Below are 16,086 nucleotides of genomic sequence, written 5' to 3'. Positions count from 1 at the left end.
TAAGTAGACATTAGCGCATCCCCTGCGCAGAATAATTATCGAAATCCAGATAAATAGATAAGCTAGCCTTATAGGTGGGGTTCATGGAGCTGCGTCATCTGAAAGCCTTTGTTGTTGCCGCCGACTTGCAGCACTTCAGCCGGGCGGCGGAACAACTGGGTATTGCGCAACCGGCGCTGAGCCAATTGATGCGTACGCTTGAGTCCGAACTGGGGCTGGCGTTGTTTCGTCGGGAAAACCGGGGCGTCGCGTTGACCGCAGCCGGCGAGGCGTTTTTGCCCCATGCGCGGCAGTCCATCGAGTCCAGCGAACTGGCGATTGCCGCCGCACGGCGCGCTCGGCGCGGAGAAGTGGGCGAGATCAACATCGGTTACCACTCAGCGTTGTTCGAAGCCAACCTGCCGCAATTGCTGCGGCATTACTTCAGCACGTTCCCCGAAGTCAAAGTGTCGCTGGTGGATGCGGGGATCCGCGCGCAGTTCGATATGTTGCTGGACCACAAACTCGACCTGGCCTTTGCCAGGGTGTTCAAGGATCACCTGCCGGATCGTCTGCGAACCCATCATTTCAGTCAATCGAGGCTGGTTTTGCTGATCCCGGACAACCATGAACTGGCGGACAGCTTCACCGGAGAACTGGCGGCGCTGCGTCACGAGAAATTTGTGTTTTTGCAGGACAGCGCCGGCATCGGCCTGACCTCGCACACTCTCCAGGCGTGCCGGCAAAACCAGCTGCACCCCGAGAACATCATGTATGTGCCGTCGCTGATGAGCATCCCAGGATTGGTGGCTGCGGGTATCGGCCTGAGCATCGTGCCGGAAACGATGACCCGGTTGACCATGCCCGGCATCCGCATTGTGCCGCTGGCTCAGCCGGAAATGGTCAGTGAACTGTCGCTGATTTCACGCATCGATGAGCGTTCCAGTGCGGTGCTGCACTTCATCGAGGAGGCGCATGGATGGGGATGATCGCGATCCGTCTGATGATGCGCGCCTCTGTCGATAGTAAAGTGGCGGTCGAAGTCTTGACTCAACAGGGATGACCTATGTCTCAACGCCGTTCGATGTGGATTGCCCTGTTGGTCGCCGTCACGTTTTTCATGGAGAACCTTGACGCCACGGTGATCGCCACGGCGCTGCCGGACATGGCCAAAACGTTTGGCGTGCCGGTGGTGGATGTGAACATCGGGATGAGCGTCTACATGCTCGCGGTGGCGGTGTTCATCCCCATCAGCGGCTGGTTGGCGGATCGCTTTGGCTCACGCCTGGTATTCAGTTCGGCGATCGTGCTGTTCAGCCTGTCCTCGTTGATGTGCGCAATGAGTGGCAGCCTCGAAACCTTTGTCGCCGCCCGCGTACTGCAAGGGATCAGCGGCGCGATGATGGTTCCGGTCGGGCGCCTGGCCGTGCTTCGCACCACCGAGAAGAAAGACCTCGTGCGGGCCATATCCTTTATTACCTGGCCCGGTCTGGTGGCACCGGTGCTCGGTCCGCCCTTGGGCGGTTTCATCGTCACCCATGCTTCCTGGCCGTGGATTTTCTACCTCAATTTGCCGTTGGGTGTGCTGGCATTGGTGGCCGCGCTCTTCCTGATTCCCAAGAAGGAAAACGTCGTTCCCCGAACCTTCGATTTCAGTGGTTTCCTGCTGGCGGGCAGCGCCAGTGCCGCGCTGCTGTTTGGCGTAGAGATGCTGGGGCAGGGCCAGGCCAATTTGCTCCACGCACTGTTACTCAGTGGTGCAGGCCTGATGCTCGGTGTCCTGGCGTGGCGGCATATGCATCGGCATGCACAGCCGTTGCTGGCGCTGGGTGTTTTGGACATCCGTACTTTCAGCGTGTGCCTGTGCGGCGGCTCGATTTTTCGGATCGCTATCAGCGCCTTGCCGTTTCTCCTGCCGCTGATGTTTCAACTAGCCTTCGGTCTTTCCGCGTTGGATGCGGGGCTGTTGGTGCTGGCAGTCTTTGCAGGCAACCTGGCCATGAAGCCGTTCACCACGGCAGTGATGCAGCGCTGGGGGTTTCGCCCGGTGTTGATGGTCAATGGCGTCCTGGGCGTTATGGCGATTGCGGCCTGTGCCTTGCTCGATGAACAGATGAGCAGGGCGCTTATCCTGTTGATTCTGTTTGTCGGTGGCTTGTCCCGCTCGATGCAGTTCACCGCTTTCAACACATTGGGATTTGCGGACGTGCCCAAGGAGCAGATGAGCGATGCTTCAACCCTGTTCAGCATGTTCTTCCAGCTGAGCATGGCGATGGGGGTTGCCGTGGGCGCGCTGCTGTTGCGCCTGGCCATGAGCATCCATGGCAATGCCGGGCAAGCAGCGACAGGGGACTTTCAGCTGGCGTTCCTGTGTGTGGCGGCGATCGGTGCGATTGCGCTGCTGGACAACCTGCGATTGCCGCCGAAAGCGGGCGAGTCGGTCTTGCAGCGGGCATGAGAAAACGCAGGGCCGGGTGTTGAGCGCGAAAGTCTCAACACCCGGCCCGCTCACTTAGAAGTCGAAGAACACGGTTTCCGATTCGCCTTGAACATGAATATCGAAACGGTAGGCCAACTTGCCGTCAACGGTGCAGCGCTTGGCTACCAAAGTTTCGCGCCGATGGGGTTGTTCGATCAGGTTCAACACGGGATCCACGGCATTCGCCTCGGGTTCGTCGTCGAAATACAGTCGCGTCTGCAGGTGAATGTTGATGCCCCGCGCAAACAGCGAGACGTTGATGTGCGCGGCCATGGGAACGCCCGAGGCGTTTTTCACCACGCCCGGCTTCACGGTATTGATCGTCCATTCGCCAACATCGGTCGTGGCGGTACGGCCGAAGCCGTTGAAGGGTTTTTCCAGATCGAAACCACTGTCGTAGAGACCGTCGTGATTGGCCTGCCAGAACTCCAGGAATGCATCGCGAATCAAGTGGCCGTTACCGTCATAAACGTGGCCCATCAATAGGATGTGCTCACCTGGCGCGCCAGGTTTTGCCATCTGGTTCCAGATCTCCTGTTCACGTGGTGCGTTGCCGGCTGCCTCCAGTGCCAGTCCGATATGAACATAGGGGCCGGCCGTTTGCGACGGCGTTTCGGGCAGAAGTTGAACGGGCATGTGCAGGCCTCCTCAGCGGTTTTCGAAGTGGGTTTTGCGCTGACCGCGCAGGACGATATCAAAGCGATACGCCAGGCAATCCATAGGATTGGCCATGCTCATATCAAGCTTGGCGATCAGGCTTTGCACCGCTTCCTGATTGGCGATCGACTTGACGATCGGGCACATGGGGATCAACGGATCGCCTTCGAAATACAACTGGGTAATCAAGCGCGTGGCAATCGACGGGCCACTGATGGACACATGGATATGCGCCGGCCGCCAATCGTTGGGACCATTGCGCCATGGGTAGGGACCGGGTTTGACGGTACGGAAACTGTAGTTGCCATCGCGGTCCGTCAAGGCACGGCCGACGCCGCCGAAATTCGGATCGAGAGGGGCCAGGTAACTGTCTTTTTTATGCCGATAACGGCCACCGGCATTGGCCTGCCACATCTCCACCAGGGTGTGGGGAATGGGCTTGCCGTACTGATCACAGACACGACCGGCAACGATGATGCGTTCGCCGACGGGCAGGCCGCCGTGGTTGAAGTTCAGCAGCAAGTCGTTGTCGTACTGGCCCATCTTCAGGTGAGAAAAATCCGGGCCACTGCTTTCCGAGACAGACTGGGGGATGCTGACCAAGGCCTGACGTGGGGATCGCAGGATGGAGGTCTTGTAGTCGGGCGTCAGGGCTTTGGGATGCCAATTACGGTCACGAATGACGAAGCGGCTGTCGTGCGCATCAGACATGTCGTTTTTCCTGTTCTTATGGTTGGACGGAGGCGGGCGCTGCGTTGGCAGCGACGTGACACCCAGTTTCCGCTTGTGTCGCCCAACCAAAAATTGAAAAAACCGACTTGATGCATATCCAAATGGTTATGGATATGTTCCCTCGCGATATTCCTCTCCGACCTCGCGCAGTGCCTCTACGCACCACTGGGCCGCCGTGGTCACGGGCAACACAGGGTTGGTGCAGAGCCCCACTGAGCCGCCAGGTTCACGCATCCCCAGATCCAGTTCCACCAAATCACCTTGCCTCAAATCCAGTCTGACCGCATCAAAAGGCGCAACCCAGACGGCTTGACTGCATTGCACGTAACGTCGGCTCAGGGCCACAGATAGGGTTTCCAGGCGTTGCCGTGAGGGCGTTATACCGTGCTGCACAAACAGGCTGTCGGCGAATTTGCGGATCGTCGTTCCTGCCGACGGCAGCACCAGCGGATAGTCTTCGAGGTTTTTATGCCCCAGTGGATCAGCGAGCAAGGGATGGCCGTTCCGCACCACCAGGGTCATGGATTCGCTGTAGAGATGTTCGAACGCCAGCCCGAGAATCGCTGGGCTATCGGTCATTCTGCCCACCACCAGATCCAGCTCGCCGACCCGCAATCGGGACAGCAAATAGGCACTCGGCCCGGTCACAACACTGACCACCAACGCCGGGTGTCGCTGGTGCAGGCGAGCGACCACCTCAGGCACCAACAGGCTTTCGACCGTAGACAGCGCCCCGAGCTGAACAGTAATCGGTTCATGCGCCCCGGAGCGCAAGCTGTTAACCCCTTCGCGCAACGACTGCACGCTCGGCCCTGCATAGCGTAAAAAAGCCACCCCGGCTTCGGTCAGCGTCGAACCCTTTTTACCGCGTTCAAACAGCGTGGCTTGCAGCAGGGATTCCAGCTCTTTGAGCGTTTTGGAAAGCGCCGGCTGGCTGATGGCCAATGTGTCGCAAGCACGCGCCAGACTGCCCTGGCGCGCCACTTCGAGAAAACACACCAGATGACGGAATTTGATTCGGGTATCGATATTCAATCGGCTGCTCTGCGTTTTTGGTGTGGGGTCTATTGTTGTTGATTGCGATGAGTTTGGGCAGTTGTAGGGTACTGCGTGGGTGATTTTTTTGCGTTTGATGTTGCCCGTCGCGTTATGAGTGACGGCGAATGGCCGATTTCTGATTGTCGTGATCGGTTGAATCCACAACCCGAAACGGTCAGTGCTGGCAGGTTTTCCGTAACGTTGCAGGCATTCGCCACTGGCGTAGATGCAGATATCCAAGCTGTCCACGCGCCGCGCAATGATCGGCGTTAACGGGCCACTTCAGACATACAGCGATATCCCGTTGCAGTGGCTAGCTGTGCTCGCTGATCCTCGCCATGGCGGCAGTATTTGGCTATACCAACGTACGACGCACCGCTATGGTGACGTCCTCAAGCGCCGGCTTACAGGGGGCCGGCGCGGTGAGTTTTCATCAATCGCCAACGGGTAGATGAATCAGTTTTCTTCGCTCAACTCAGCTCGTCACGGTTTCCGCACCATTGTGCGCGGCCGACGGCGCTGGAGCAGCAGCTTTCGGATCAAGGCGGACGAAGCGCAGGGCAAGGCAGGCAGCGATCATGATGGCAACGCCGAAGGCGGCGATGGCTGTTTCGAAGCCCCGCGCTATATCGCCGCCCTGAGCGGCGATCAACTGCCCGACGATCCAGGGCGCCAGAATGCCTGCGCTGGTGACCAGGCCGATATGGATGGCCAGCATCGCACCTCGCTTCTGCGGTGGCGCAATGTGCCCGACCACGGCGTTGGTGAAGGTCGGCACCACGTTGACCAAAGCGCAACCCACACAGTAGATCGCGATGGTGAGGGTACGATCACCGTGCTCCAAGGCCAGCAACAGGTAAGCGCCACCGGCCAGTAGCGCGGCAATCATCGGCACTCGGATCATGGTGGTTTGCAGCGAGGCACCGCGACGGCCGGCCCAGCGTGCCAGGACAGATGCCGCCACGTTCACCAGCAGCACGAAGGTGGTGGCCCCGAGCGCAAGGTAGCCGTTTTGTAGCGGTGTCAGGCCGTGACCTTTCTGCATGTAGACAGGAATCCAGCTATAGGCCAGTGCATTGGGCAGGTAGCCGAGAAACCCGACCACGGTAACCCACACATAGGTGCGGTCCAGCAACAGTTTGCGGTAGCGCGTCTCCTCCGGACGCTGCGTCGGTGCGGACATGCCTTGTTGCCCTTCGGCGCCGAACAGCAACCAGGCGATCATCCACACAACGCTCGCCGCCCCCAAGGCAAGGTAGGCGCCGCGCCAGCCGATGTGGTCCACGGCCAGTGGCAGGCTGATGCCGCCGAGCAAGGCACCGAGCATTATCGACACTTGAACCAACGTGGATGGCACCACCCGGTTGCGGGCATCGAACCACTTGAAGCAGGCATGTTGGGTAATGGCTGTCGCGGGACCGGTGCCGGCGCCCAGCAACAGGCGACCGAGGATCAGGCCAACCAGTGTCTGGCTCAGGCCAGTGACGGCTTGCGAGGCCATCCAGACCAGCGCCATGCCCAGCAGGATCCAGCGGCTGGGCACGCGGTTGGCGAGAAAGCCGACCAGCACGCCGCTGATCGAATACAAACAATAGAAAGCGCTGCCGATCAAGCCGAAGGTCGAGGGGCTCAGATGAAGTTCATCGATGATCTGCGGGCCGGCGAAAGCAAAGATGGTTTTGTCCATGATGCTGAGCATGATTACGAACATGAGCAGCAGCAGCACGATGTTGCGGCGAGCATTGGCCATGGCTGTTGTCCTTATTTGTCTGGTGAGTTATCGGGCGAGGACGGATTCCACCAGCCGAGCCCATAGGCTGGCGCCATAGGCGATGGCCTGATCATTGAAGTCGAAACCGGGGTTATGCACGGAACAGCCATGGACTCCCTGGTTACCGTTGCCCAATGCGACATAGCAACCTGGGCGGGCTTCGAGCATCCAGGCGAAATCCTCGCTGCCGAGGAAGCCGCCCGGCACGCGGGTGAGGATGCGTTCATGGCCGATCAGATCGGCGGCTACGGCGGCGATGCGGCGGGTGGCCTCGACTTCGTTGACCAGCACCGGCACCAGGCGCTCGTAGTGGATCTCTGCCCGCACACCGTGAGCGGCTGCAATACCCTCAGTGAGCTGGCGGATACGCTTTTCGAGCAAGTCACGGATGACCGCGTTGCTGGCACGCACGCTCAGGCGTAGTTGCGCTTCATCCGGGATGACATTGGCGGCGCTGCCTGCTTGCAGAGCGCCAACCGTCACCACCGCGACGTCGCTGGCGGGGACATTGCGCGACACGATGGTCTGCAGCGAAAGCACCAGCGCGGCGGCCGCAACCACCGGGTCACAGGTCTTGTGCGGCATCGCGCCGTGGCCGCCCTTGCCTTGTAGAGTGATGGTCACCCGGTCCGAAGATGCCGTCAGCGGGCCCTCGCTGATCAGCAGATTGCCCAGTGGCAGGCCCGGAGCGGTGTGCAGCGCGAACAGGCTGTCGCACGGAAAACGCTCCAACAAGCCGTCCTCCAGCATGGCGCGTGCGCCGCCGAGCAGTTCTTCGGCCGGCTGGAAAATCAGGTTGAGGGTACCGTCGAAACGGCGGGTTGCGGCCAGGTACTTGGCGGCGCACAGCAAGGTGGCGGTGTGGCCATCGTGGCCGCAGGCATGCATTTTCCCCTCAACGGTGCTGGCGTGGGGCAGGCCGCTGGCCTCGTGGATCGGCAAAGCATCCATGTCGGCGCGGATGCCAATACTGCGTGGCGAAGTGCCCTTGCGCAGTGTACCCACCACACCGGTACCGCCCAGCCCACGACAAACATCGTACCCCCAAAGCGTCAGCAATCGTGCCACCTGTTCACTTGTGCGCTGCTCTTCGAAACCCAGTTCCGGGTGTTGATGCAGTTCACGGCGCAGGGCAGCGAACTCCGGCTGCAATTCGATAATCTCCGGGACTAATTTTGCTGTTGTTTGCATTGCAACTTCCAGGTATCGGTTGACGTTCCGCCGAGAATGCCAAGCCAATTTAGCTCTGGATAATTGCCTCTGGTGATGCTGATAGCCGTTGGTTATCGAACGGTTGCGGTGCGGTAGGCGTCGAGCAGGTCGTCGACCAGGATTTGGGCGGGCGGCGTCATCAGCGCGCTTGGCCGGTACACCAGGGAAATATCGGTGCTGGGGATGGGGTCGACAAGCTCGAGTGCCTGCATGTTTCGCGCCTGCATTGATACTTCGAACGTGCGCTGTGACCAGAAACTCACGGCCCCGAGGGTCATGGCCATTTCGGCATAGAGCATCAGCGAGGAGCACTCGATGACCCGCAGCGGCATCGGCAGCCCATTGTTGCGGAACATCGCCCCGGCCAGCGAAATGTCAAGCGAGTCTGGCACCAGCCACTCCTCGTCCATGAGTGCTTCGAGGCGCCTGGCCCCAGCCAGATGGTGACCTTGGCGAACCGCCAGCACGGTCCCCTGATCATAGAGCTTGCGCCATTCGAAACCTTCCATCGAGCGATGCGGTGGTTGGCTGGTTAACACCAGGTCGAGCGTGCCCTCGCGCATGCCCGCCAGCAAATGGGCAGGGCGCAGTTCGCTGATCTGCAACTGGATCGCTGGGTGCCGACGCCGGTATCGATGAATGCACTGGACGAAGGCTTTGCTTGGCGTGACCGGCGAGACGCCGATGGCCACCCGACCATTGAGTGAACCACGCAGCGATTCCAAGTCGTCACGGGCGCGACGGGTTTCGCCGAGGATCAGCCGCGCCCGGCCCAGTAGACGCTCACCGTAGACGGTGATGGTGATGCCGCGGTTGGAGCGGACCAGCAACGGCACGCCGAGATCGGCCTCCAGTTCCTTGACGCTCTTGGACAGGGCGGGCTGGGAAATGTGCAGCACCTTCGCCGCTTCATGAATGCTGCCGGACTCTGCAACGGCAACCAGTGCACGCAACTGATGAAACTTCATTAAATGGCTCCCTGCCGGCTGCAGTTAAGGCGAAACGCTACATTACGTTGCAGTACGGTGACGTCGCAATGACAAAAGGTTATCCAGATAGCCAGCGGTTATCGAAAGAAACCTGTCGATTCCTGAGATAACGACAGGTTATCGCGATGGCGATAAGAAGGTTGGCGCGGTCAGCTCAGTCTTTATATTTCAATCCTGCAGCGTGGTGTGTTCAGAGAACACACCACCCGTGTACTGCGCAGTCATAACAACAAAAATACGTCCGACGACGTCCAGCTGTACTTGACAGGCACACCTTGTGCTCTGCCCCGAAGTTTCAATTTCCGGTATGTGCAGCAGGAGCATGTATGAAAAGGCGTGGGCTGGTTTCATCCCTGGTTTTGTTCGTGTCTGGCATTCAGACCGTGGTGGCAGGTGAGTCGGGGTTTATCGAAGATTCGCGTTTGACGCTGAAGCTCCGCAATTTTTACGCGCAGCAGTGGGCGCGCAGAGATAGCACGTTTAGTGTGATCAAAGGCGATACCAAGCATCCTGTCGATCAGCGAAAAAGCTGGGTGCAGGGGACAATGCTGGACCTGCGTAGCGGGTGGACCCAAGGGGCTGTCGGCTTGGGCGTTGATGTTTCGCTCTATGGTGCCGCGGTGCTGGAGCGCGGAAAGGCACAGGTGGCGGGTGGCGGGGACCGGGTACTGGTGCGCAACAATGGCGAGCCCGTGGATGACTGGAGCGATGTGGGGGTTGCCGACTTGCGCCTGCGCGCAGCGGGGACGCAGATCAAGGCCGGACGCTTCAGCATTGATACCCCGGTGCTCAGGCCAAAGGACAACCGTGCGTTGCCGCCCACGTTTGATGGCGCCCAATTAGTGACCACAGATCTGCCCGGCATGACAATCCAGGCCGCCTGGTTCGAGCGCGTGGTAGGGCGCACAAGCAGCGATGCCCAGCGCTTCGTCAGCACCTACGGCAATCGCGACTATTCAGGTGGCGGCATGGCCCTGGCCGGTGTGGACAGCCTGCCTTGGCACGGCATGACCGCGAGCCTGTATTTCAACCGCTTCGAAGATGTCTGGGATCGCTGGTACGCCGGGCTCGCCCACAGCGGCAGCTTGGGTAGCTGGGGCGTGGGCACCCGCATTGCCCTCTACCGGACTCGTGATGAAGGCACCCGGCAGCTCGGTTACCTTGAGAACAGCAGCGCGAGCCTGGCCGAGACCTTCAGCCATGGGCCGCACCAACTCAGCGTGGGCTACCAGCAGGTGTTCGGCAACGAGTTCTATGATTACCCGCAAGAGACGGTGGGCAGTTACAACCCAGTGCAGTTCTATTCCGATTTTAACGGCCCCAACGAAAAGGCGGCGATGGTTAAGTACGCGTTCAACATGGCGAGGTATGGCGTGCCGGGGCTAACGGTCGCGGCCTGGTACGCACGGGGGTGGGATATCGACGGCACTCACTACGACAGTGACCGCAATGGCGCGCACCGCGGTTACGCGGTGCGCGGGCTCGATGACGCCCGCCATTGGGAGAGCGGACTGAGTGCCGGGTACGTATTGCAATCAGGGGTCTTGAAGGGCAGTAGCTTGCGTACTACTTGGTATCACCATCGCGCATCCGGAGGTCAGGTCGATGGTAGCTACGACGAGATGCGGCTGGTCACGACACTGCCCTTCGAATTGTTTTGATTGCTAACGCGTCGCTCAAATTTCGATGTGCGAAGTATGGGTATGAAATACAACAAGAGAGGCAGTCGCATGAGCATTTACGGCGTACGCGGGCCGTGCTCGGCTACAACTTGAAAAGGGTCATGAAATCATCGGTGCCAAAGGTTTGATGAAAGCGCTGCCGGTCACAAATGGCTGCTAATGGCCGATTGCAACCCTTCGTGAGAGGCAGCACTCAACCCAAAGCGGACGGTCGCGGCTCTTTTCGGGCCTCAGTGTGTAGAGGGTGGAAGCGGACCGAGGAACATCTTTTTCAATCGCTCAGCTCCTATGGCGCGTGACAGTTCCGAAATGACGCAATACATGAAAATCAACGTAATGAGCAAAATCTGCACTGCCCAGAATTGCGGCCAGTTCATGGAGGTCCATAGCTGGGTGTTCGCATCCAGAAAGCTGTGTGCTTCCTTCCAGTATTCGTACAGCCGTTCCAGGTAATGAACGACTAGCGCGACCAAGGCATACATGAGCGTTTTCCAGGTGACGTTCCAGATCAAAGGCTTTTCTGGAAATCGGTTGATGAAGGGCAACATGTCCGCAACCAATACAGATTTGCCGAGCACCAGGGAGGCTATCAGCACCGATGCGGACACCGGCATCGAAATACCTGTGCCCTTGATCATCAGCGCACGAATGAAGGCCACTATGTGCAGGATGATAAAAAAGAAAAGGGTGGGCGGAATTGCCTTGAGGGCTTCTTCTTTTATCGTGTGCAGGACAGCTTTCATATTGATCCCCTGAGCAGTACGGCGGAAAGTTTCGCTTCCTGATACGAGACCCTCTGGCACGAAGGAAAGGTCAAACGCCTGGTAGTCCACGGGGAATCGACCAACAGGACTGCGCTTGTTTCAGCGTGACTGTGTCATGCCTCGCAGTGAGCTTACGTAAGGCAATCCTGTTGGATGTTCAGGGTACTACTTGGTTTTAAGCTCTTTGTACGATTTGACGATGTCTTGCGCCCAGATATCGAGCACTCCCCTGAAGTCTTTGGCTTGCACGACTTCTGAGGAGTTTGCCAGTTCAGCCCCTGAGCCCTTGCGAACCACTTGGGCCACTACCTTATTGTCACCACCATCGATAAATGCCGCTTCGGTGGCGAGAGTGGTGTCCTGGTCGCGAATGCCGGTCGCCGCACTGACTCCGGCGGCGACCAAGGCAATCGGAATGATCTCGTAGGGTTGCAGTCCTTTGGTTTTGGCACTGACGGCCGTAATGGCGGGACGCACGACCAGCACACCCGGGCCAGGCCCGGTAGCCAAGGGAAGCTCTCTGGCAAAGGCATTTTTCAAGGCTTCATCGTAGAATTGCGTAATGCCATTAAGGGCACTTTGCGGGATTTTCTCGGTTGGTTGTGGTGGTGGATACAGCTGACTATGTTCGACAAAAACGCTGGTGTAGCGGTTCGCGTCCACATCCTGGTCGATCCAGCGCATGACGGGTTCGCCCGACGGAGACTTTTCCTCTTTGAGAGCGCTGTAATCTTTGAGAAACCCCGAGTAGTGGTCAGGATCAACATAAGGGCTGGCACAAGCGGCGAGTGCCAGGGTCAATACACATGCTGCGAGCGGTTTGATCTGCATAAAAGCTCCAGAGTGATTGCTTGAAGCGAAACACCTTCGACGGCATCAAGAATGACGGCAACGCCTTCTGACGTTGCCGTCTGCTGAAATTGACGCGTTATGGCGTCACGATGTTGAACCAGAAATCGAAGTTGTCCATGTAGGACACCAGTTCCTCGAGTTTGCCTTGCGCGCCGTCGATCTTGATATCGCCCGAGGCCAGCGCATCTTTCAATGACGTCTCTTTCAACACGATCTTGTTCAGCGTGTCGCGGGTCAGTGTCACCTTCGCATCGGCATCTTTTGCTTCAACCCCTTCGGTGTGGTTGAGCACGCCATTCTCCATCTCTACCGAGTACTTCTGCTTGAGGTCGGTGAAATCGAAGTTGAGCGATAGACGTTTACCCTCGGCTTTTGGCCCGTTCAAACGCATGGCCAGGAAGTCAAAGAACAAGTCCAGATCCATGGCCCGCACCGTATCCGGGCTGGCAGTGTCGGGTGTCGGCAGCTTCATCACGCCTTCGCGCAGTTCCTTGGCGCCGGTGAGATAGAAGTTGCGCCATGGCCCGCTCTCGGCCTGGTAACCCAGTTGCTCCAAGGCATCCGCCTGCAGGTTTTTCGCCGCCTGGTTGCTCGGGTTGGCGAATACCACGTGGTTGACTACTTCGGCGACCCAGCGGAACTCGCCCTTGTCGAAGTACTCCTTGGCTTTCTTCAGGACAGCCTCTTCGCCCCCCATCATCTCCACATAATGCTTGCCGCCTTCCTCGGGTGGCAGCTCGTTCAACTGCGCCGGGTTACCGGTAAACCAGCCCAGGTACAACACGTAGGTGGCCTTGACGTTGTGGTTCACCGAACCGTAATAGCCACGGTTGGAGAATTTGTTGGCGATTTCCTTGGGCAGTTTGAACTGCTCGGCGATCTCGACCATGGTGTAACCCTTGTTGATCATCCGCAGGGTTTCATCGTTGATGTAGCGGTACATGTCGCGCTGGGAGGACAGTTGTTCGCGCACCTCCTTGTTGCCCCAGACTGGCCAGTGGTGCATGGCATACATCACCTGGACATCGTCGCCCCACAGCTTGAGCGCCTCGTTGAGGTATTTTGACCAAGGCAACGGTTCGCGGATCTTCGCGCCGCGCAACGAGTAGGTGTTGTGCAGGGTGTGGGTGGAGTCTTCGGCGGTGTTGAGCGCTTTCTTTTCCTTGATGTAATAGAGCATTTCGGCCGGCGCTTCACTGCCCGGCGCATACAGGAACTGGTAGGTCAGGCCGTCAATGACATGGGTTTCGCCAGTGGTCTTGATGATATCGGTCGGTGGGATCAGCGTTACTGTGCCCGCCGAGGTCGTGGTGCCCAGGCCGGCACCCAACTGACCGGTCGGAGCGGGAGGCAGCAGGTTGCCGTACATGTAGCTGGCACGACGACTCATGGCCGTACCAGCCATGACGTTTTCGGCTACTGCATGCTCAATGAATCCAAGGGGGGCATAAACCTTCACCTTGCCGGCTTTCACATCTTCTTCATTGATTACACCGCGCACACCACCGTAGTGGTCAACGTGACTGTGGGTGTAAATCACCGCCACAACGGGCTTTTTCGGCCGATGCTGATAGTAGAGATCGAGTGCCGCCTTGGCGGTTTCGGCGGAAATCAGCGGGTCGAAAATGGTGATCCCATCTTTACCCTCGACGATGGTCATGTTCGACAGGTCATAGTTGCGAACCTGATAGATACCGTCGGTCACCTCGAACAGACCGGAAATATTGATTAACTGCGACTGCCGCCAGAGGCTTGGGTTGGTGGTGTCCGGTGCTTTTTCGCCTTCTTTGATAAACGAATATTTCGCCGGGTCCCAAATCACGTTGCCCGACGCGCCCTTGATCACCGTCGACGGCAGAGGTGCAATGAAGCCTTTATGCGCTAGCTCAAAGGACGTCTTGTCGTTGAACGGCAATTCCTGGAGCAATGCGTTGTTAGCGGCCTTGGTCGCTTCCGAGGCTGGTTTTGGTTTTTCTGCATCGGCTGCAACCGCTTGGGTGGCCAGCGCAATGGCTGCAACCAGTGAGCAAAGGGTTCCCGCTACTTTGAAGGGTCGCCCTTCGCCTTGATTGCGGGCGAGACTCTTCGACTGTATCTCATGATTCATTTTCCAGTTCCTTCTAGTAGCAATTTGCTATACCAAAAGTGGTAATGACAGGCTCAAATAAAACTAGTAGGAATTAAAAAAAATTCGAGTAATTCGGATCGAATTAGATTAACTGGCTAAAAAAATGGGGGGACTTCAAAGTAAATCGATCGTACAGACGCCGGATTAGAATGGCTGCTTTTGGCCGGTCGTTGCTTGTCGCGAAGGGCAGTAACCGACCCCATAGTTGACTCGGCTTTGCGCCCCTGCCGTCAGCCAATCATGATCGTGCCGATGGCAATTACCACGCATGCCAGTATCTTTCGGACAGTCAGTGTTTCGCCCAAGAACAAATATCCGATCACTGCCGCGAACAACACGCTGGTTTCGCGCAATGCCGACACCGCTCCCATGGGCGCGGCGGACATGGCGTAGATGACGATTCCATAGGCCAGGAGTGAAATCAGCCCTCCGATGAACGCCGTCATGAACCCGGGTCGGAAGGTAAATAAGCTCTTCGCGTCGCGCACGCCGATATACACCAGAGGCATCAGGATGCCCCACAGGGCGCACATCCAAACCGTGTAGGCCATCGGCGCGCCGGACAGGCGGACGCCAATGCCATCCGTCACGCTGTAAGCCGCAATGAAACAACCGGTTCCCAGGGCGTAAGGCAGACTGGGAACGGCAAGCTTGCGCCCTCTGAAGGCCAGCGAAATGATTCCGCCGGACACCAGTAAAATGCCGATCATCGCGATGGGCCCAACCGTTTCTCCGGCAAAAACCGAAGCCGCGAGGGTAATCAGGATAGGCGAGGAGCCCCGAGATATAGGGTAAGTTTGCCCAAGGTCTCCAACCTTATAGCTGCGCACCAGGAACAAGTTGTAGCCAACGTGCAGCACTGCTGAAAGCGCTGCGTAGAACCAGCTGGTTTGGGCCGGAGCTTCCAAAAACAAGGCGATTGCGACGCTGGCGATGGCCACCGCCACGCACATGATCGTCATCGACCAAAGTCTGTCGGCGCCACCGCGCAATGCGGCATTCCAGCTGGCATGCAAGAGCGCTGCAAAAAGTACGAGCAAGATAATGTGATAGGGCATGCGCCATCCTAAGCAATTGGGCGCCTCGACTGAAGCGAAGTCCTCGCATTACTTGAAGAAAAAATCCTCGTCGCTCATCGATATCCCTGTCACGGGAAACGAGGCGAACGCATTGCCAGGCGTACTCATGGCCATTCAAATATCTTCTGCCTCGGGCGCTCTGAAAGCCTTGCTGTAGTAACCGGACGGGTCGAAACAGCAAACATGCTTTTTGCCGGCTGCAAGCATGTCGCAGGCATCACCTATTCGTTTTGCGCGGGTTTTAACTTGCTTGGCTGAAGTCATCCAGTGAATCCAGTCGACGCGTGCGATGGTCGTCGTCTTGTTCCAGATTTCACGAGCTTCCGGTGAGGCTGCCAGTGCTTCTTCAAAGTCTACCGGGATGTCAGGCTCGGGTTCCTTTTTCACAGGGGCCAGTTCGATGGGAACGATATCCCCAACGGCCGCGCCTGCGGCTTCCAGTAACTCGCTACTGACCCGCAGCCAATGGCTTTGCTGACCATCGGGCTCCAGTGTTGCCTGGAAAGGGTGCCCATTGATTGTGCCTTCAACGGTCGTCCTTCCTCGCCTCGGAAGCGGTTCGCTCGCGTCTTTTGGCAGAACCACGAACGCCCACGTCGTATCGTTCCCAGCCTTGGCCGGACGAAGAAGCTTTGCTTCGAATCGGGATTTCACATCGGCTGTTGTCATTGCAACGCCTCCAACTAATGCGCCTGCTTTCTGATGACATCACTGTGGCGTTTTA

The 16,086-nt window shown here is 58.1% G+C and carries 14 protein-coding genes; 3 read left to right on the top strand and 11 right to left on the bottom strand.

Features of this window, described 5'->3' with window-relative positions; translation table 11 throughout:
- Window positions 1-83: 83 nt before the first annotated feature.
- Together KVG88_RS18355 and KVG88_RS18350 are read left to right on the top strand one after the other, a co-directional pair.
- Window positions 84-968 carry a LysR family transcriptional regulator gene (locus tag KVG88_RS18355; protein ID WP_217872282.1) on the top strand — a complete coding sequence of 295 codons (885 nt, stop codon included), beginning with the start codon at window positions 84-86 and terminating at the stop codon, window positions 966-968.
- Window positions 969-1,045: 77 nt separating this feature from the next.
- Window positions 1,046-2,437 (top strand): MFS transporter, encoded by a 1,392-nt coding sequence (locus tag KVG88_RS18350; protein ID WP_217872281.1) that lies wholly within the window; start codon window positions 1,046-1,048, stop codon window positions 2,435-2,437.
- Window positions 2,438-2,491: 54 nt separating this feature from the next.
- Here the strand turns inward: KVG88_RS18350 and pcaG are convergent, their stop codons facing one another.
- The 6 genes from pcaG to KVG88_RS18320 all read right to left on the bottom strand — a co-directional run bounded on the left by pcaG (window position 2,492) and on the right by KVG88_RS18320 (window position 8,836).
- Window positions 2,492-3,094 (bottom strand): protocatechuate 3,4-dioxygenase subunit alpha, encoded by a 603-nt coding sequence (gene pcaG / locus KVG88_RS18345; protein WP_217872280.1) that lies wholly within the window; start codon window positions 3,092-3,094, stop codon window positions 2,492-2,494.
- A 12-nt stretch (window positions 3,095-3,106) separates the two neighbouring features.
- The gene (pcaH, locus tag KVG88_RS18340) at window positions 3,107-3,826 is read right to left on the bottom strand and encodes a protocatechuate 3,4-dioxygenase subunit beta (protein WP_150700822.1); all 720 of its coding nucleotides are present in this window, start codon (window positions 3,824-3,826) and stop codon (window positions 3,107-3,109) included.
- A 126-nt stretch (window positions 3,827-3,952) separates the two neighbouring features.
- Window positions 3,953-4,882, bottom strand: coding sequence for a pca operon transcription factor PcaQ (gene pcaQ, locus KVG88_RS18335; RefSeq protein WP_150700821.1), 930 nt, complete (start codon window positions 4,880-4,882; stop codon window positions 3,953-3,955).
- A 478-nt stretch (window positions 4,883-5,360) separates the two neighbouring features.
- Complete coding sequence (locus tag KVG88_RS18330) at window positions 5,361-6,635, bottom strand: MFS transporter (protein ID WP_217872279.1); 1,275 nt, start codon at window positions 6,633-6,635, stop codon at window positions 5,361-5,363.
- Between the two features lie 27 nt (window positions 6,636-6,662).
- Window positions 6,663-7,847, bottom strand: a complete 1,185-nt coding sequence (locus tag KVG88_RS18325) for a M20 aminoacylase family protein (RefSeq protein WP_217872278.1) — start codon at window positions 7,845-7,847, stop codon at window positions 6,663-6,665.
- 92 nt (window positions 7,848-7,939) lie between these two features.
- Window positions 7,940-8,836, bottom strand: a complete 897-nt coding sequence (locus KVG88_RS18320; RefSeq protein ID WP_217872277.1) for a LysR family transcriptional regulator — start codon at window positions 8,834-8,836, stop codon at window positions 7,940-7,942.
- Between the two features lie 347 nt (window positions 8,837-9,183).
- On the opposite strand from KVG88_RS18320, the gene KVG88_RS18315 reads away from it, so the two are divergent.
- Window positions 9,184-10,518, top strand: coding sequence for an OprD family outer membrane porin (locus KVG88_RS18315; protein ID WP_217872276.1), 1,335 nt, complete (start codon window positions 9,184-9,186; stop codon window positions 10,516-10,518).
- A 251-nt stretch (window positions 10,519-10,769) separates the two neighbouring features.
- On the opposite strand, the gene KVG88_RS18310 is transcribed toward KVG88_RS18315, so the two are convergent.
- The 5 genes from KVG88_RS18310 to KVG88_RS18290 all read right to left on the bottom strand — a co-directional run bounded on the left by KVG88_RS18310 (window position 10,770) and on the right by KVG88_RS18290 (window position 16,031).
- The gene (locus KVG88_RS18310; protein WP_367616845.1) at window positions 10,770-11,372 is read right to left on the bottom strand and encodes a hypothetical protein; all 603 of its coding nucleotides are present in this window, start codon (window positions 11,370-11,372) and stop codon (window positions 10,770-10,772) included.
- A gap of 96 nt (window positions 11,373-11,468) precedes the next feature.
- Window positions 11,469-12,134 carry a DUF3313 domain-containing protein gene (locus KVG88_RS18305; RefSeq protein WP_217872275.1) on the bottom strand — a complete coding sequence of 222 codons (666 nt, stop codon included), beginning with the start codon at window positions 12,132-12,134 and terminating at the stop codon, window positions 11,469-11,471.
- A gap of 97 nt (window positions 12,135-12,231) precedes the next feature.
- On the bottom strand, window positions 12,232-14,262 hold the full coding sequence (locus KVG88_RS18300; protein WP_150700819.1) for an alkyl/aryl-sulfatase: 2,031 nt from the start codon (window positions 14,260-14,262) through the stop codon (window positions 12,232-12,234).
- A 251-nt stretch (window positions 14,263-14,513) separates the two neighbouring features.
- Window positions 14,514-15,341 (bottom strand): EamA family transporter, encoded by an 828-nt coding sequence (locus KVG88_RS18295; RefSeq protein WP_217872274.1) that lies wholly within the window; start codon window positions 15,339-15,341, stop codon window positions 14,514-14,516.
- 135 nt (window positions 15,342-15,476) lie between these two features.
- A complete protein-coding gene (locus tag KVG88_RS18290) occupies window positions 15,477-16,031 on the bottom strand; it encodes a YdeI/OmpD-associated family protein (protein WP_217872273.1) in 555 nt (184 codons plus the stop codon).
- Between the last annotated feature and the right edge of the window lie 55 nt (window positions 16,032-16,086).

It is taken from the genome of Pseudomonas azerbaijanoccidentalis, assembly GCF_019145495.1.
GTDB classification, from domain to species: domain Bacteria; phylum Pseudomonadota; class Gammaproteobacteria; order Pseudomonadales; family Pseudomonadaceae; genus Aquipseudomonas; species Aquipseudomonas azerbaijanoccidentalis.
This window is presented reverse-complemented; position numbering and strand designations above follow the sequence as displayed.